This is a genomic window from Nostocoides jenkinsii Ben 74 (genome assembly GCF_001046875.1).
GTDB lineage: Bacteria > Actinomycetota > Actinomycetes > Actinomycetales > Dermatophilaceae > Nostocoides_A > Nostocoides_A jenkinsii.
In genome coordinates this window covers 3748793-3765697 of the sequence record NZ_HF571038.1, presented here as the reverse complement: position 1 = coordinate 3765697, position 16905 = coordinate 3748793, and the positions used below count along the sequence as shown (strand labels likewise).

The 16905-nt window shown below is 65.0% G+C and carries 12 protein-coding genes and 3 pseudogenes; all 15 read left to right on the top strand.

What is annotated here, in order from left to right; translation table 11 throughout:
• On the top strand, positions 1–1291 hold a 1291-nt coding region (locus BN13_RS17965), incomplete at its 5' end, for an HsdM family class I SAM-dependent methyltransferase (protein WP_048548584.1).
• 154 nt (positions 1292–1445) lie between these two features.
• On the top strand, positions 1446–1667 hold the full coding sequence (locus BN13_RS17960) for a hypothetical protein (protein WP_048548582.1): 222 nt from the start codon (positions 1446–1448) through the stop codon (positions 1665–1667).
• A 199-nt stretch (positions 1668–1866) separates the two neighbouring features.
• Entirely contained in the window at positions 1867–2763 is an 897-nt protein-coding gene (locus BN13_RS17955; RefSeq protein WP_048548579.1) for a TnsA endonuclease N-terminal domain-containing protein, read from the top strand.
• Complete coding sequence (locus BN13_RS17950) at positions 2745–4937, top strand: hypothetical protein (protein ID WP_157038680.1); 2193 nt, start codon at positions 2745–2747, stop codon at positions 4935–4937. Before BN13_RS17955 ends, BN13_RS17950 begins: the two co-directional genes overlap by 19 nt.
• Positions 4934–5944: a TniB family NTP-binding protein gene (locus BN13_RS17945; protein ID WP_162200001.1), complete on the top strand. Its 1011-nt coding sequence runs from the start codon at positions 4934–4936 to the stop codon at positions 5942–5944. Before BN13_RS17950 ends, BN13_RS17945 begins: the two co-directional genes overlap by 4 nt.
• On the top strand, positions 5941–7281 hold the full coding sequence (locus tag BN13_RS17940; protein ID WP_048548574.1) for a TniQ family protein: 1341 nt from the start codon (positions 5941–5943) through the stop codon (positions 7279–7281). Before BN13_RS17945 ends, BN13_RS17940 begins: the two co-directional genes overlap by 4 nt.
• Positions 7278–7709 (top strand): annotated as a pseudogene (locus BN13_RS21005) (TniQ family protein); the annotation flags it as partial. The gene BN13_RS17940 and the pseudogene BN13_RS21005, both read left to right, overlap by 4 nt.
• A 420-nt stretch (positions 7710–8129) precedes the next feature.
• On the top strand, positions 8130–8822 hold the full coding sequence (locus tag BN13_RS20520; protein WP_235434113.1) for a hypothetical protein: 693 nt from the start codon (positions 8130–8132) through the stop codon (positions 8820–8822).
• A gap of 29 nt (positions 8823–8851) precedes the next feature.
• Positions 8852–9634 (top strand): hypothetical protein, encoded by a 783-nt coding sequence (locus BN13_RS17930; RefSeq protein WP_048548571.1) that lies wholly within the window; start codon positions 8852–8854, stop codon positions 9632–9634.
• Complete coding sequence (locus tag BN13_RS17925) at positions 9621–10082, top strand: type II toxin-antitoxin system VapC family toxin (protein ID WP_048548569.1); 462 nt, start codon at positions 9621–9623, stop codon at positions 10080–10082. Before BN13_RS17930 ends, BN13_RS17925 begins: the two co-directional genes overlap by 14 nt.
• A 189-nt stretch (positions 10083–10271) precedes the next feature.
• Complete coding sequence (locus tag BN13_RS17920) at positions 10272–12206, top strand: ATP-dependent nuclease (protein ID WP_157038679.1); 1935 nt, start codon at positions 10272–10274, stop codon at positions 12204–12206.
• Positions 12206–13729 (top strand): UvrD-helicase domain-containing protein, encoded by a 1524-nt coding sequence (locus tag BN13_RS17915; RefSeq protein ID WP_084733866.1) that lies wholly within the window; start codon positions 12206–12208, stop codon positions 13727–13729. The genes BN13_RS17920 and BN13_RS17915 overlap by 1 nt, the downstream gene beginning before the upstream one ends.
• 245 nt (positions 13730–13974) lie before the next feature.
• Positions 13975–14493, top strand: a pseudogene (locus BN13_RS17910) (ISL3 family transposase); the annotation flags it as partial.
• Positions 14494–15077: 584 nt separating this feature from the next.
• Positions 15078–16538, top strand: a complete 1461-nt coding sequence (gene ltrA, locus BN13_RS17905) for a group II intron reverse transcriptase/maturase (RefSeq protein ID WP_048548392.1) — start codon at positions 15078–15080, stop codon at positions 16536–16538.
• A 115-nt stretch (positions 16539–16653) separates the two neighbouring features.
• A pseudogene (locus BN13_RS17900) lies at positions 16654–16905 on the top strand (transposase); the annotation flags it as partial.

Genomic DNA, 16905 nt, shown 5'->3' with positions numbered 1-16905 from the left:
CGCGCAGGGCGACCAGCTCGAGTTCGAGTACACCCGCATCCTCAACGGCCTCGCCCGGCAACCCGGAGTGATCGGGACAATCTTCCGCAAGGCGCAGAACCGGATTCAGGACCCGGCCAAGCTCAAGCGCCTCGTCGTCGACCTCATCGACAAGGAGAACTGGAGCGGCACCGGCACAGACATCAAGGGTGACGCCTACGAGGAGTTGCTCAGCAAGGGCGCCTCCGACAAGGGTTCCGGCGCCGGCCAGTACTTCACTCCGCGTGCTCTCATCCAGGCCATCGTCGACGTCATCCAGCCCACCGTTGACGACACAGTCGTCGACCCCGCGTGCGGCACCGGTGGCTTCCTTCTCGTGGCGAGTGAGCATGCCGCGCAGGGCGCCGAGTCGATGAACCCGGTCCAGCGGGACAAGCTCCGAGACAGCTTTGTCACCGGTTTCGAGCTCGTCGATGGAACCGCCCGACTGGCAGCGATGAACCTGCTGCTCCACGGGATGGGTTCCGCAGACGGCGACTCACTCATCCAGGTCCGGGACTCGCTCACCGCCGACCCGGGTCAGCGCTGGTCCGTCGTGCTGTCGAACCCGCCGTTCGGGAAGAAGTCGTCGCTGACGATGATCGGTGCCGACGGGCGAGAGGTCCGCGAGGACCGCGAGATCGAGCGCCAGGACTTCGTCGCGACAACGAGCAACAAGCAACTCAACTTCGTCCAGCACATCATGACGATCCTGGACACCAACGGCCGGGCCGCGGTTGTCCTGCCGGACAACGTGCTCTTCGAGGGCGGCGCCGGCGAGACGATCCGCCGGAAGTTGCTCACCGACTTCGACCTGCACACGATGCTCCGCCTGCCGACCGGAATCTTCTATGCCCAAGGCGTTAAGGCCAACGTGCTCTTCTTCGACAAGAAGGTTGCCCGCCCCGGCCAACCCTGGACTGAGCGGCTGTGGGTCTACGACCTCAGAACGAATAAGCACTTCACCCTCAAGCAGAACCCCCTCCGGCGAGCCGATCTCGAGGACTTCGTCGCGGCATACAAGGCGGGCGCACGGGGTGAGCGGGAGGAGAGCGAACGCTGGAAGCCGTTCACCTACGACGAGATCACGGCGCGAGACAAGGCCAACCTCGACATCACGTGGCTGCGTGACGAGTCCCTCGAGGACCTCGACAACTTGCCGTCACCGGATGTCCTGGCGCGCGAGATCGTCGAGGACCTCACTGCTGCGCTCGAGGAGTTCGAAGCAGTCGCGACCGCGTTGGAGGAGCAGTTGGCCCGACCGGTCGAGTAGGCCCTTCCCAACCGCTGCACATACCGGTATGTTCACAAACCGGTAAGCCACACCGGATCTCCGATAGATCGAACGTGGCCCGGACGGGCCTGACCACCCCTTTCCGGCAAGCAACGGGCTATCACCCTCTGGCCCCAGCTTCGTTGAAGTTGGAGTGCCGGAGGAAGACATGGTCGCCAAGCAACCCATCAAGGCCCGGCGTGGACGTCCCCGGCTTCGCGCCATCTCCACGGACTGCCCGGTCCGTGTCGAGTTGCGGCTCACCCCCGAACTGGCACGACGCCTCTTCGCCGTCGCCGACGACACAGGACGCACGGTGAGTGCAGTCGGCGAAGCCGCCCTTCAGGAGATCCTCCTCAAGGAGCAGGCCATGTGACGCGACCCGGGCACTTCTGGGAGCCCGTCATCCCCCAGACACGACGAAAGCCGGGCGGCAACCCGGCTTCGACGCGAAACGCGGCAGGACCGCGCTCAAGTTCATTCAACCCGAAACCCCTTGGGGGCTCGCTGCTGCCATTGTGGCGACCCGACGTGCCCGCGTCAACGGTGAGCCTCTTGACGAGAGGAAACCCTTCATGCGCAAACGCCACTCCGCGGTCCCTCACAGACTCGGCCGACGGACCAACTTCATCCCCTCACTCGAAGGACATCCCGCGAAGTGGGCAGAGGTCGTCGACGTCGCTGGCGACGCCGCCGAGCGGGCGAAGGTGGCCTCAGCCGCCACGGCGACACTCCTGACGATCGACACCAACTGCCTGCCCATGGTCGCGACCGCCGACGTCAACTCCTTGACGTCGATGGTGCCGGACCAGCTGCTGCCGGTCCGCCGGCCCGCCTCTCACAAGGGAATGAAGAACTACATCTCTAGGGTGGTCGTCCCGACCGAGGCCCACGAGTGCCGGGCGGTTTGGTGCGAGAGCTTCAACGAACTCACCCATCTCCGCGACCTGCTGATCACTCGACCACCGACCCAAGTGGCTACACAGCCCTTTCGGCTGGAGTGGATCATGACGACTGGAGTCCGGGGACACGTCCCCGACTTCCTCCTCCGCGACGCTGACGGGCGTGCGCTCTTGGTCGACGTGACCACGCGGACCAAGCTCGACGATCCAAGATTGCAGGCAGTCCTCCAGCTCACGGCGACGACCGCTGAGGCCCTGGGGTGGGAGTACCAGGTGCGGACCGAGCTCCCCGCCCAGCGGGTGCGGAACATCAACTTCCTCCATGCCGGACGCCATGACACCGATCAGGACCGGGTCGGCGCGTCACGCGTCTTGCGCCAAACACCAGGCTCGATCGACGTCCAGCGTGCAAGCGACCTGCTTGGCGGAGGGCCACAAGGCTTCGTCCGCCTGTGGGATCTCATCGCCCACGGCCACGTGCACGTCAACCTCGACTCCGTGATGGAGCTGGACAGCACCGTCGCATTCCAGGCAACGGGAGGGGGTGCGCCGTGGCTGCACACCATGTGACCGCTGCTCATCGCCGTCGGCCCATCGGTGCTGGACACCCGGTCGACGAGCAGCCAGACGCGGGCAAGGTCATCGGGATCACCCGCGATGAGGACGGCAGGGTCGTTGTCGTCGTCGACCATGGTGACCACCGAACGCGAGTGACGTGGATGGCCCTGGTCAAGGCATCACTGACCTGCAAGCCTGCACCACCCGTGGATGTCCTCGAGCAGCATCCAGCCCCCATGCTGGCGGAACTGGCCGAAGAAGAGCGCGCGGCAGTCTCGAAGCGCTACCGCGACCTGGTGCAGATCGAGACGGGATCATTGCGAGGGAACCCGGAGGCCGACCGCCGCGCTGGAATCCTCAACCCGGCATACGACCCGAAGACAACCACCTCCGCAGAGCGCCTGATCACGAAGAGCCGCGAGCTCAAAGCCCTCGGCGAGGTGGCCGCCTCCCGAGCCTCGCTCTACCGCCAAGTTGGCCGTATCGGCGAGGGCCCCGACTTCCTCATCCACGGGAACCGCCGGACTCTGACCCAACGACTTGATGAGTTCGATCCGGCCGTCGTTGAGATCGTCCGCGAGGAAGTCGCGGCCGAGAGTCAAAGGCCGCGAAAGAGCCAGCGCAAGCTGCTTGTCCGCATCAGAAGCAGGCTCGATCGGGCCGCAGTGGCGGACGAGGTCACGCGCCATCAGTTGGGCGTCCTGGTCGGGGAGGTCTCTCGCGGACGCGGGCTTCACCACGTGGCAAAGACTCGTCGTTCTGAGTCCAGCCGGCCTCTCGCCGTCTACGGGGCTCAACGCGTCAGTCGTCCCGGTGAACTGGTCCAAGTCGATGCCACCCCCACGACGGTGGCCATCCTCGGTCCCCAAGGTGTCTTGGTGCCAGCAGTCATCCTCAGCGCGATCGACGTCTACACCCGTTGGTTCGTTGCGCTTCGCGTCTGCGTCGGCGCAGCCACATCACGTGACGTGTGCGCGTTGATCGCGCAGATGGGCAGGCCGACGGTCACCAGAGCCGGCTACCCCTACGAACTGGAGATGTGGCACGGCATACCGAAGCTCGTGGCGCTCAACGACGACCCAGAGGGTGAGAAGACCACCATCCAGAAGGTCATCGGCCGCAAGCCCGCGATCCATTCCAGCACCCTGGTGTTCGACCACGGCACGGAGAACGCCAGCGACCACACCTTGGGGTTCGCAGCAGAGTGCGACATCGACGTCGTCTTCTGCCCACCACGACAAGGGCACGCCAAAGGCGTCGTCGAAGCCATCCACAGAGTCATCGCCGACGTCGAGAGCGCCCTGCCGATCCACAAGGGCCAGAACGTACTGAACCGGCCGAACGACCTGGAGCTCGCCGTGCCCATTAAGCCGCAGGATCTCCAAGACATGCTCTGGGAGTACGCCATCGACGTCTACGCGAACGAGCCGCACCGCAACCTCACTGAGGCACATGGATCTCCGACACCCCTGAGCCCAGCCATGGTGTGGGCCGACTACGTGACGTCATTCGGTGAGCTCGACCGCCCCGCTGATCCATGGCTCTACCTCAAGGGCCTCCAGCGCGCCGAGCGCCTGCTGAGCCCGGAGGGAATCCGCCTGCACACGGTCACCTACAACTCCAGTGAGCTCCAGCAACTGCGATCAGTCGTGATGCGCGGCATCGGAGTCAAGGCCCGTCCCCTCACGATCTTCTACGACCGCCTCGACACGACTCGGATCTTCTTGATCCACCCCGTCGAGCGCCACTGGATGATGGTCCCCCGCGCCATCGACCGAAACGGCAGCGTCGCTCCGATGAGCTCGCTGGTCCGCACCCATGCCCTCCGCGACATGGATCAGGACACCCGGCGCGTGCTCACGGAGACCGAGATCCACCGGCTGGAGGCAGCGCTCCTGACCCGTTGGATTGATGGCGTCTTCACCGACCGCCAAGACGGGCGGTATGCCGCCATTGAAGGCGGTCACCAACGCACCTACGCACATGACCTGGAGCAGGCCAGCGACGAGGTCCTCTCGCTCGCGTTCCCCAAGCCCGAGGCAGAGCCGGCGGCCGAACCAGCGTTGCAGGAGTACCCCGACACCCGCGATGACGACGAAGAGTTCGACTACACCGAGGAGATCGAATTCGACGACGACCTCTCCGACTCCTTGGTCGAGGACGAGTCGGGATGGGGGACGTCATGACCGAGCTGACCATTCACCGGCGCCTCATGCCCCAGGACATCGACGACTGGAAGCACCTCGTCATGAACCAGAACCCGCGTCCCGAGCTGGGCGGTCCCGTCACAGACGCGCTGCGGGAACGGGTCGACGCGTACAACCAACGCATTGGCACGATCACGACCCGCGACACGAAAGCCGTAGCTGAAGCCATCCGACGAGCGCACTTCGAGAACGACCACTCGGCATATGGCAGCGCCACCTGCCTCATCCTCGACGGCCTGCCGTTGAGCGGGAAGACACATGCTGCCCTGTCGGCAGCATTCAGCGAGACCAAGGGGGTTTGGTCCGCTCTTGGACGCCCGCCGGACGACTGCAAGCATCACCGCAGCGTTCCGTGGATCTACGTCGAGGTACCGAAGTTGGCCCGTGGCTTTTCGCTACTCAAAGCGATCTGGACCTTCCTGGGACCGCCGCCCCTGCCCAGGGACTCCACGACCGCCGACTACCTCGCAGCTCTTCGCAAACTCGCACCCAAGGTTGGGCTCCGCGGCATCATCATCGACGATGGCCACGGCATCGGCGCGGGACAGAACAAGGAGTCGCGACTGCTCGCCGACATCCTCAAAGGCATCATCACCGGCCTTCCCGCGACGATCGTTCTGATCGGTACCGGTTTCCGCGAATCCGGGGTGCTGCATGGAGCCGCTGGTGACCAAGTCCGGCTCCGTGGCGCCAGATGGATCGATGTTGGGAGATGGGACCCGCCGATACCGGCGAAGATCGGTGACTGGGAGTACCTCGCGCGTAGCCTCAACGATCGCCTCATCCTCCCCAGCGACGCTGCGCGAATCCGATTGACCACGCGCGGCGCCGTCCATGCCCTCCACGAGGGCAGCCTTGGTCGCCCCGGGTTGGCCATCGAGTGGGTCAAGAGGGCCGCCTCGTATGCCGTGTGGAACGACACCGATCTCGATGCCCTCGCTCTCGAGGCGACGCGATCCGGGCAGTCGGAATCGGAGGGACGATGACCACCACCCGACTGCCCCTCCGCATCGACCCCCTACCGGCAGAGTGGTGGCGGGGTTACGTCGTTCGAGTCGCCAACTTCTACGGCGTTCGTCCCCGAGCGCTCCTGGCTCTCGCCCCCGGCGCCACAGTGCTCACCCGGCGTCGGATGACGTGGTCGGGGACGGTCGCGACCGCCGAGGCGGTGGTTCAACTCGCAGATCTGTTCCGGCTGGAGCCGAGAGAAGTTGACCGTATGCACCTGAGCACTTTCAACGGTTCCGCCATCCGCATAGCTGACCTCGACCTCGATCTCTTCGATCCCAACAACCCGCGCCGGTCGAGCAAACATCCGACCCAGAAGGTCGGCCTCATCGTGAGTGGCGCGGAGGACCGACGGTGTCCCCAGTGCATCGATGCCGCACCCGACTATCGCGCCATGACCTGGCGACTCCAGACGCACCTGATCTGTCTCACGCACCTGAAACTGCTTACGTCAGCTGACCAATCACCAGGGAGGATTACGCTGACTCCCGAGATGGTCGAGGCACAGTCCCACGTGCTGTCACGTCTAAATCCGTCCCCAGACAACGCCGCCTTCTTCGTCGACCTCGAGGGTCACCTCAGGCGAGCGAACAGCCGCGGCTGGGAGCCACTCCACCGAAGAGCCGGGCACGACCCCGACGCAGCTCTCGCGGATCTGACGAGCGCGGTCCGCATGGCCCTCGCCCGCGGCTATCCGGATGCGCAAGGACTGACTGAATGGCCGGTGCAAGCGAGAACCAGACACATCAGAGCACCCCACTCTCTCGGGTTCACGGATGAGTGGAACGTCTTCCCCCACTTGTTGCCAACACCCACCTTCGTCAGCGAGTTCTCCGACCTGCTCTATCCCGCGCGTATACGGGACGGTAGGGCCGTCGCCGCGCTGGGGACGGTGATGAGCGCTACCGGCTGCGACCTGTACACCGCCATGGAACTCATGCCGCCAGAACGCCGCATCAGGAACTTGAGCAAGTTCTTCAAGCAACTCGTCCTGCTAGAGCAGCAAGGACGGGCCGAGCGTTTCTGGCGTCAGTGCCAAATCGCGGTCAGTGCGTTCGTGGAACACGGCGTCGACTACCGGGCGCGAGAAGCAGGCTGCTCCGATCCTTCAGCGTTCCTCGCGTCCATCAATGCTGAACCCTCCGCTCATCAGGGCATGGTGAGAACTTGGCTCGTGGACCAGTGGGCATGCACCTATACGTCCAGCCGCATTCGCCCCAGCATCCTCGACCGGAGCATCGAGGACTTCGATCGCCGCTTCGGACCGACGCTGCGAACTGCCCTTGAGCGACTGTACGTGGACGGCGCAGCATGACGCGATTACCGCTGGCCCTCGCACCCCTCAAGAACGAGTCCTGGCCGTCGTACCTCACCCGACGCGCTGCCCAGCATGGCACCACCCTCGCCGAGCTCGGCACACACCTGGGGCTACGCGATGGTCGCGGCAGATGGCCCGGTCGGTTCGGCATCGAGCTCGCCCCGTACGACGTCCAGCGCCTCGCGCCGATCTTGGGCCTCGTGCCCACAGAGATCGAGAACATGCAGCTCTCCTCATACGACCAGTTGGCCCTCGACCTCACTGGGCTCGCCCACGACAGCCCGATCGCCGCCACACGCGCGACGACCCACGCGGCATGGGTCTGGCTCGCCGGGTCCACGTTCTGCCCGGTGTGTTTGGCCGAGGATGACGGCGCGTGGCGCCTGAGCTGGCGCATCCCATGGATCACAGCGTGCGTGCGCCACGGGGTCGCACTTCGGGGCTCCTGCGCCGACTGCGGAAGAGTGCCCGGACTGGGCAACCGCCTCCACGGGTCAGCGCCGCCTCGAGTCGCGGCCGCACCGGATGGCCGTCTGTGTTCACACCCACGCCCCGGCGGCGCCGTGTGCGGCGCTGACCTCAGTGCTCAGCAGACGGGGCATGCTGATCCGAGACGTCTGGCGCGAGCCCACCAGATGGCCGAGCTAGTGAGCGGCCAGAGGAGTCCTGTCGCCGGCGTCGAGCGAACCTCGCTGCAGGCGCTTCGAGCATGGCAATCCGCGATTGGCATCGCCGTCCGACTCGGTGCCGTCGACGCCGGCGACTGGGGCCGAACTCATCGATGGGCAAACCCGCCACGTGATCCCGACCTAGTCGACCGGCTGCTTGAGAGCGTTGAGCCGCTGGTGAACGCCAAAGAACCGGAGTCGGCCGCGGATGTTCTCGAGGGCTGGCTGCGCTCGGCTGGTATTGGCTCGCCGAACGCCAACACGTTCTCCCGGATCACCCAGCCGTCCGCAGCCCTCCAGCCGGTCATCGAAGAGATTCTCAGCCGGCGCGGGCGCGCCCATACCCTGATCCAGCGACGCCTCGTCGGCCAGGACGGGCTGGCACTCGACCAACGCGGCTGGGGCGTGGACGACGTTCCCCAACTCGTCTGGCCCTGCGCGCTGCCAGAGCACCTGCGCCACTCAACCAAACCCGACCAACGCATCCTTCGCGCAGTCGTCTCGATGGTTCTCGTGCGCATGTGCACGGACGCGAAGGACTGGGTGGAAGCGGGCGCAGCTCTGGGCTTCCCGCCGGACAAGTCCCGCAACTGGACCCGATACGCCTTCGCCGCGAGGTGCGGGGTCAAGGACGATCTACTGATCGCCGCGCGCACTCTGGAGGCGAAACTGACGACGCCGCCGGACCACCCGTCATTCCACCGTCGAAGCCAGATCAGCGGCTTCGGCTCTTGGGCACTCAGGGACGCGCAATCGCCAGACTGCCTCTACCAAGGAGGTGGCGCCTGGTGCCCCTGCTCTCGCGCCTGGTGCCCTGCTCCACGGACTGAGGAATCTTTCGGACCCCTCTACCGGACTCACCGATACTGACAGGAGGGCGAAGGTCATTGGTGCCGGGCATGATGGGCGTTGTGGACGCGCTTGAACTCATCGTGGACGAGGGGCGACCTGCCAACGCGGGGCGCTTCTTCCAGTTGGGCCACGACCTGCTCGTCCTGCTGGACGAGTTGTCCGATGTGCCCGTGGCTTGGCAGATCACGAGCTTGCGCACTGGTTCAGCCTTAGCAACGATCGCCCCGCCAGAGGACGAGCCACAACAGGGTCAGGTGCTCTGGCTCGCGTACTCATCGTTGGCCTCGGTGCAGGGCGGTGGAGGACTTCCGGACGAGTGGAGCCCAGATGCCGTTCGGGTGGCTCATCGCTTCGTGGAGCACGGCCAGCCAACTGAGAGTGAGGGCGGCTGGTCGCCGCCGCGGCTGCGGCTGATCGGCGACAGTTCGCCCTCGTCTAGCGTGCAGCTGACGGAGGAGTTGGGTGAGCAGTTGGCTGTGCTGCAGCCATTCGAGCGTCGTATGCCTGGCTCTGTCCGGGGTCAACTCGTCGGCCTAAACGTGTCTCGGGGCAACAGAGCCAGCCTGCGGCTGCCCGACAGGCGGATCGTCCGCGTCGGCTTTGAGACGACACTGCGCGGCGAGCTCAAGGAGGCCTTGTACCAAGGTGTCGAATTGCGTGGCTTGGTGAAGCAGGACGGCGACGGTCGCGTATTCCACATCAGAGCAGAGGAGATTGGCGTCCTGAGCAAACCGGAGATTCGTTGGGCGGACCTGTTCGGAATTGACCCCGAGTTCACCGGTGACATGACTACAACCGAGCACCTGGAGGTTAACCGTGGGGAGGCCTGACAAGATCGGGCGTGCCCTGCTGGATGCCTCAGCCCTCATCGGTGTCATCAAAGGTGAGCCGGACTTCGAGTGCCTGCGAACGTTGCTGGCGGCGGTCGACCGAGGGGAGATCACCCTGGTGGAGTCCACGGCAATCCTCGCCGAGGTGCAGCCCGGGCACACAGCGGACGACCCCAAGCACACGCGTGCTCGGGAGGCAGTGCGGGCTCTGCTGGAGTCCTCCACCACGGAACTGGTGGATGTCAACACCCTAGTCGCGCGCGAAGCAGGCCGCTTGCGGGTCAAGCACGGGATGACGACGTGGGACGCGGTACATCTCGCGACCGCGATTCTGGCCAAGGTCGACGTGCTCATCGTTCGTGACGGCAAGTTCCCGACAGGCGATTACGAGGGCGTCCACGTCACCGTCCCATTTGATATCGACGACGACAAGCTGCCCGTGTTGTAGCTACCCCAGGCTTCGTGGAGGACGCGGGGAGCCAGGCTGGCCGCTTCCATCGGTGTGTTGCGGTGGGTCCGGTGCACCACGGCCATCCCAAGCCATGACAGTCTCAGTGCAGTGGAGGCAGGCTTCAGGCGCCCGCCGTGAAGTATTTCGATCCCAGTTCGAATCGAGGCTCCTGTGCACTTGCGGCGAGTGACCGTCGAGGGGTATCGAGCTGCTGCTGGCACGCCGCTGACGGTGGAGTTACCTGGCAGGTTCAGTATGCTGGTCGGCGCCAACGGTGCGGGCAAGACCACAATCAACGACGCGATCTACTGGGCACATCGCGAACGGTTCCCGCGTCTGCAGCCGCCGGATGCCGCAGTGCTCGGCCCAGCCCCGCGCAGGGTCTCGATTGAGTACCAGTTGGAGGCTGACCCGGCACAGGAGGGTGCACTCGGCAGATTCCTGTCGTCGATCGGCGGCGGTGCGCCCGCCTGGAGTCGCACGCTGGAGCGCTCACTTGGCCGGGTTCGAGCAACGGAGATCGACTCGGCGATCGACGGCCACGAGTTGACCAGATTGGTCTATTTGCCTGCGGCGCGAAACCCGGTTGACGAGTTGTCACGGCGGGACGCGATCGTTCTGGTCGAACTCCTGCGCGCGGAGCAGAAGCGTGACGATTCAACTGGCACGCTGCGCGACGTCCGGGCGAAAGCACAGGATCTGCTGGACAACCTGACAGCGGTCAATCTGGTGAGGGAAGTTCAAGGCCGCATCGCTGAAAACCTACGAACCCTGACTGCTGGCGTCCAGACACACCACGCGTTTATCGGTACACAGCGTGTCGATGACCGGTATCTCGCCCGCGTTCTCGAGTTGCTGTTGGCAACCACCGCCAACATCACCGACGCCCGACGGCTCGAAGCATCGAGTTTGGGCTACGTGAACCTGTTGCACATCGCCGTTACGTTAGCGGGCGTGCCCGACCCCGCACTGGCGCCGGCGCCCCCCGGAACCGGTACGTCGGCGACGTCGGATAATGACCAAGACGAGCAGGGTCAGCCGCAATCAGTTGATGTGCAGGACACCCCGGCGTTGGCGCGGACTCGGATCGACGAGGCCGAGGCTGCGGCTGCGGAGGAACAGGACTCGTTCTACCCGTCGGTGTTCCACGCCACGCTCCTCATCGAAGAGCCGGAAGCGCATCTACATCCGCAACTTCAGTACGGCCTCGTCCGATACTTGCGGTCGACCGTAGCTGAGCGCCCTGACCTACAGGTGATCGTGTCAACCCACGCTGGCGACATGGTCGCTGCTGCAAAGCCTAATGAGATGGTCATAGTGCGACGGGACGTCACCAACGGTGTCGTCTCTCGACTCATCGCCAATATCCCGTGGGACCCGGTTCTGGGCAAGAAGGTTCGCCGGATGGCGGAGCTGCACATGGACGCGAGCCGGTCGGGGGCGCTGTTCGCCGAACGGCTGGTCCTGGTCGAGGGGATCACGGAGGCCGCACTTCTACGGGCCTTCGGACGGGCATGGGCTGCCGGCGACGGCGCGCGGTTGGCCTTCATCGACGCCTTGGCTGTCGTGCCGATCGGTAACCGAATCGGCGAGTGGCCTGTGCATCTGCTTGCAGAGCCCGGACACGAGCTCGCTGCGCAGGTCGCGGTTCTGTCAGATACAGACAAACGCCCTGAGCAACCGAGGGACCCTATGCCAGAGCCGATTCCCCCGCAGTGGCACCAACGGTTTGACACCTCCGACCACGTGCGCTGGTTTTGGTCCCGGCCGACGTTGGAACCGACCCTTGTTCCCGGGAACGAGGGCTTGGTGACGACGGCCATGGAACGCATTGGGAAGGACCTTGGCGATAGCCCTACCCTCGCGAACGTCGATGCCTTCTTCGGCAAGCACTCCAACAGGAAGTTCAAGGGCGAGTTTGCGTTCGAGCTAGCCGCTTTGGCCGACGAGAACACGGAAGCCGTCGTGGTGCCAGACCAGCTGCAGGATCTTTTCGACTGGCTGTGGGAAGGACATAATCCAACGCCTGGAGCGGCGTCGGCCGAACAGTCTGCCTCGGTGGCGGAGCCGGTCCCTGCGCAGGAGGAGCCGGTCCAGGGCGAAGGTGGCAGCGAGAACTGATGGCGGTTCGCCTGACTGACGAGCAGGTACTAGCGGCCGCCACTGACGCGACGCTAGTCAACATCATTTCGGGACCCGGCTCGGGGAAGACCACAGTGTCTGCGGCACGCTTCGGCTATCTACATCATCGCGACCCCGATGGTCGTCGAGGAGTCCTCGGCCTTAGTTTCACTCGCTCAGCTGTGGGTGAAATGCGATCGCGCATCGTTGCCCGGTGGGGTCAACGCACGGCGGAACTTCCTAATCTCGTGACAACCTTCGACGATTTCCATGTGCGCGTGCTGCACCACCTGCTCGACAGTGGCTTCGTGACCTGGCCCGGGGGACACCGCCGCGTCGACGTCCTCGATGATTTCCGAGGCGCCGATAGTAACTACAGGTGGCTCAGTGCTGGGAGCTACCGGCGATACGCCGGTTGTGGCGAGGACGGCCTCATAACCAGCCTCTCGGAACGCATCAGCAAGCCCGCGTTCGGATTCGGAAATAAGGATCCCCACCTGAGCTTGCTCAGTGAAGGAATCGCCAGCCACGACGACGTCCGCCGGGTGCTCAGAACAGTCTTTGAGTGGGTTCCTGGAGCTCGTGATGCTGTCGTCGGCTGGCTCGCCGCGAACTACAGGCACGTGCTTGTGGATGAGATCTACGATGCCGACGAACTAGATATCTTCGCCTGCATGTGCGTCGCCGACACGAAGACGGCCAGCCTCACGCTTGTGGGCGACCCTTGGCAAGCGCTCTACGACTGGCGCGGCGCCACGCCTGAGAAGGTCGGAAGTTGCCTCCTCGACAGGTACCCATTCAGGCAATTCGAGCAATTGCAGTCCTTCCGATTTTCCACGGCCCAGACCATAGAGCTTGCTCGGGCGTTGAGAGCGGGGGAGAGCGTGACCTTGCCGACGGTGGCGAGCGCGGCCGTCGATGTGGCGCTTGCGAGGAACTGGACGGACTTATGGTCTGTCGGCGAGAACGTGCTTCCGCTCGCGTTCCGCACTGTGGGGAACCGCATCGACGCTGCACTGAACCTGCTCTTGGACGAGGTCACCCGCACAAGGCTGGGACAGAAGTCCTTCGGAAGGCAGTCCGCGCTGGTGCATCTCGGCATGGTCGCGGAAGGCATCGAGGAGGTTCTGTCCGAGCACTTCCGCCCCATCCTCAGCGATCTCGTCGCAGGCATGCCTGCTGTCGATGCCCTCGAGCGGGTGCGAGATGCTGCAGAAAGGGTGAGTCCAAAGTCGCGCCCAAGCCGGCTCCAAACGAAGGCTGAGGCGCAACGGGTACGGGAGGTCGAGCACCTTCGTCTGCGGCTTGCCCAAAGTGAACTAATCCCAGGAATAACTGTGCACCAGGCCAAGGGCCGCGAATGGCCTCGTGTGGGGGTAGCTCTGACACGGGCTCACGAGTCTGCACTCATGTCCGGGTTAACGGACGCAGAGGAAGAGCATTGCGTCGTGTACGTGGCGTTGACCCGTGCGGGAGACTTGTGCGGGAGGTTGACGCAGGCGAACGAACTCGACTTCCGATGACTCATTGACATCGAGTCCGTAGGCGTCTCAGCTCAGCGGGATCGCGTGAGCAGCTTCCTCGGTCTGTTCTGTCTCAGAATCCGCAGTGGACAACGTCTCAGCATCAAGCGCCTGCAGTGGGTCGTGTCTCAAAGTGGCTCATCACAGATAAGGGTGTAGGGCTGGGCGGCGCGTCGGTCGCTGGGTAGGGGTCGAGGCCCCCTGAGGATGGAAGTTCTGACACTGCCCATCCGGAGGACCTCGACGTGGTTGACGCTACCTTCGCTTGCCCTGACCTGACGACGTTCGCCCGCCTCGATGGGCTCGGGCTGGTGGTGACCGGTCAACGGGTCGAACCCGATCGGGCGGTGCTGGCGTGCCGTGTTGTCGAGGATGACCGATGGTGTCGACGCTGCGGTTGCGAGGGCACGGCCCGGGACAGCGTGGTCCGGGAGTTGGCGCACGAACCGTTCGGGTGGCGACCCACCACGCTGTCGGTGACGGTCCGCCGCTACCGGTGCGGCGGCTGCGCTCACGTGTGGCGCCAGGACACGAGCAAGGCCGCCGACGCTCGCGCGAAGGTCTCCCGGGCCGGGTTGGCGTGGGCCTTGACCGGCCTGGTCGTCCAGCACCTGACCGTCGCTCGGGTCGCCGAGGCGCTCGGGGTCGCGTGGAACACCGCCAACGACGCCGTCCTGGCCGAGGGGAAACGGGTCCTGATCGCTGACCCGGCCCGGTTCGACGGCGTCGCTGTTGTCGGGGTGGACGAACACGTGGTGCGCCACGAGGCGCTGTTGTTTCGAATGGAGGTGAGAGACCTACATCGCTTGGCCGTCGCAGCGGCTGGGTGAAGCTGGCGGCAGCCTGAACCGGGGAACGCCGGGGAGGGTGGGAGCAGCCGCGACAAAGTCAGGACGGTTCGGCACTACCGGACGGGCCGTGCCTGGTGAGCAAGACGGGAAGGTGTACGCAAGGAACCGGTGTCGTAAGACCTCTTCATCGTCGACCAGCTCGAACCCGGTGGATCTGGGCTGGTGTGCGGTGCGTACCTTCCTCCGCGCCTGCCAGCCAGGCGGGTGTCGGGGGCGGGGAACTGTCAGGACGGTGACATGTGCCGGGCCTGGCAGGTCGTGGTGAAGGCCTGCGGAGTAGCCACGACGAGACCGCAGGGGCAAAGCCGGGCACCTCGCCCGTTGACCGAACAACAGTGAACGTGGGAACCACCTGTGACTGTTCCTCTTCTTGAAGGGGATAGGCCCGTTGCCGGCTGAAGGTCGCAGGTGGGGCGGAGCCGCCGTAGTACTCCGAGGCCGGGAGAGCCGGTCGCATGGGGAAGGGCGGCAGCGAGAGGAAGCAAGGAGGAACTGTGATGTCCGAAGATGCGCTGGTGAATACCGGCGCCGTGATCTGGCCCGAGCATGACTGGGCGCAGGTGACGGTACGGAGGATGCAGGCCAAGCTGCATTGTTGGGCGGCCGGGGATCCCGGTCGCCGGTTTGACGACCTGTACAACCTGGTCTGTGATCCGGCGTTCCTGGTCGTGGCGTGGCAACGCGTCGCGGGCAACGTCGGGGCACGGACGGCCGGGATCGATCGGGCCACGGTGGCTGCGATCGTCTCTCGGTTCGGGGTCGAGGAGTTCCTGCAGCATGTCCGTGACCAGTTACGGTCGCGGACATTTAGCCCGGTCGAGGTACGTCAGGTGATGATCCCCAAGGCGAGCGGGAAACTGCGCGCGTTGGGGATCCCGACCGTGACGGACCGGGTGGTGCAGGCTGCTCTGAAACTGGTGTTGGAACCGATCTTCGAGGCGGACTTTGCGCCGTGCTCGTACGGTTTCCGGCCGAACCGGCGCGCGCAGGACGCCATTGCCGAGATCCACCACTTCACCACCAAGTCTTACCACTGGGTGGTGGAGGCCGACATCGAGGCGTGTTTCGACATGATCGATCACGTCGCGTTGATGGACCGGGTCCGGGCAAGGATTGGCGACAAGCGAGTGCTGGGGCTGGTCAAGGCGTTCCTCAAGGCCGGGGTGATGACCACCACCGGCACCCGCGAGGCGACGCACACCGGCACCCCGCAGGGCGGGATCCTGTCTCCGCTGTTGGCGAACATCGCGTTGTCGGTGCTGGATGAGCACTTCATGTCGAAGTGGGACCAGCAGATGGCGACCGAGGTCTGCCGACAGCGCCGGAAGCGACAAGGCAAGGCGAACTACCGTCTGGTCCGGTACGCGGATGACTTCGTCATCCTGGTCACCGGGCAGCGCGAACACGCCGAGCAGTTGCTCAACGAGGTGGCGCACGTGCTGGCCCCGATGGGGTTGCGACTGTCACCGGAGAAGACCCGCGTGGTCCACATCGACCACGGCTTCGACTTCCTCGGCTTTCACATCCAACGGATGCGGAAACGGGGCAGCAACAAGTGGTTCGTGTACACCAAGCCCTCGAAGAAGGCGATCGCCTCGATCAAGAGCCGGGTGAAGACCATGACCTACAGGGCGACCTTGCACCACGACCCCGGGTACCTTCTGGACTACCTGGGTCGGGTGCTACGAGGGTGGGCCAACTACTTCCGACACGGCGTGTCCAAGGCCACGTTCTCCGCGATCGACTCCTACACGTGGGAGCGGATCACGGCATGGCTACGGAAGAAGCACCGCATCGGCTGGCCAGAACTCCGGCGCAGGTTCTGCCTGCCCGGGACCTGGCGGCTCGCCGTCGATGGGATCAGGTTCAAGGGCGCAGCCAGCGTCCCCGTCATCCGGTACCGCTACCGCGGCTACCAGATCCCGACCCCATGGACACCGACAGCCACCACTGGCTGAACAACAACCACTCGTGGAGAGCCCGGTGCGGTGAGAATCGCACGCCGGGTTCGGCGGGCGGCCCGGGGAAACGGACCCCGAGCAATCCGGGCACCGCGCCCCGGGCCGACCCAACTGGCGGCACACCCGCAAGGGCGGCAAGTACGTCACCGTCGTCATCGACCTCACCCCGATCCGCGACGGCACCGGCCCCGCCCGCCTGTTGGACATGGTCGAAGGACGGTCCAAGGCCGCGTTCAAGTCCTGGCTCGCCGACCGGCCACAGGCGTGGCGCGACGCCATCGAGGTCGTTGCGATGGACGGGTTCACCGGGTTCAAGACCGCCACCAGCGAAGCGCTCCCCGAGGCGGTGACCGTGATGGACCCG

Bases quoted from the DNA above. Each gene is read 5' to 3' on its own strand.
- BN13_RS17915 (WP_084733866.1), top strand. From the start codon at position 12,206: ATGGCGGTTCGCCTGACTGACGAGCAGGTACTAGCGGCCGCCACTGAC.
- BN13_RS17940 (WP_048548574.1), top strand. From the start codon at position 5,941: ATGACCACCACCCGACTGCCCCTCCGCATCGACCCCCTACCGGCAGAG.
- BN13_RS17945 (WP_162200001.1), top strand. From the start codon at position 4,934: ATGACCGAGCTGACCATTCACCGGCGCCTCATGCCCCAGGACATCGAC.
- ltrA (WP_048548392.1), top strand. From the start codon at position 15,078: ATGTCCGAAGATGCGCTGGTGAATACCGGCGCCGTGATCTGGCCCGAG.
- BN13_RS17955 (WP_048548579.1), top strand. From the start codon at position 1,867: ATGCGCAAACGCCACTCCGCGGTCCCTCACAGACTCGGCCGACGGACC.
- BN13_RS17930 (WP_048548571.1), top strand. From the start codon at position 8,852: ATGATGGGCGTTGTGGACGCGCTTGAACTCATCGTGGACGAGGGGCGA.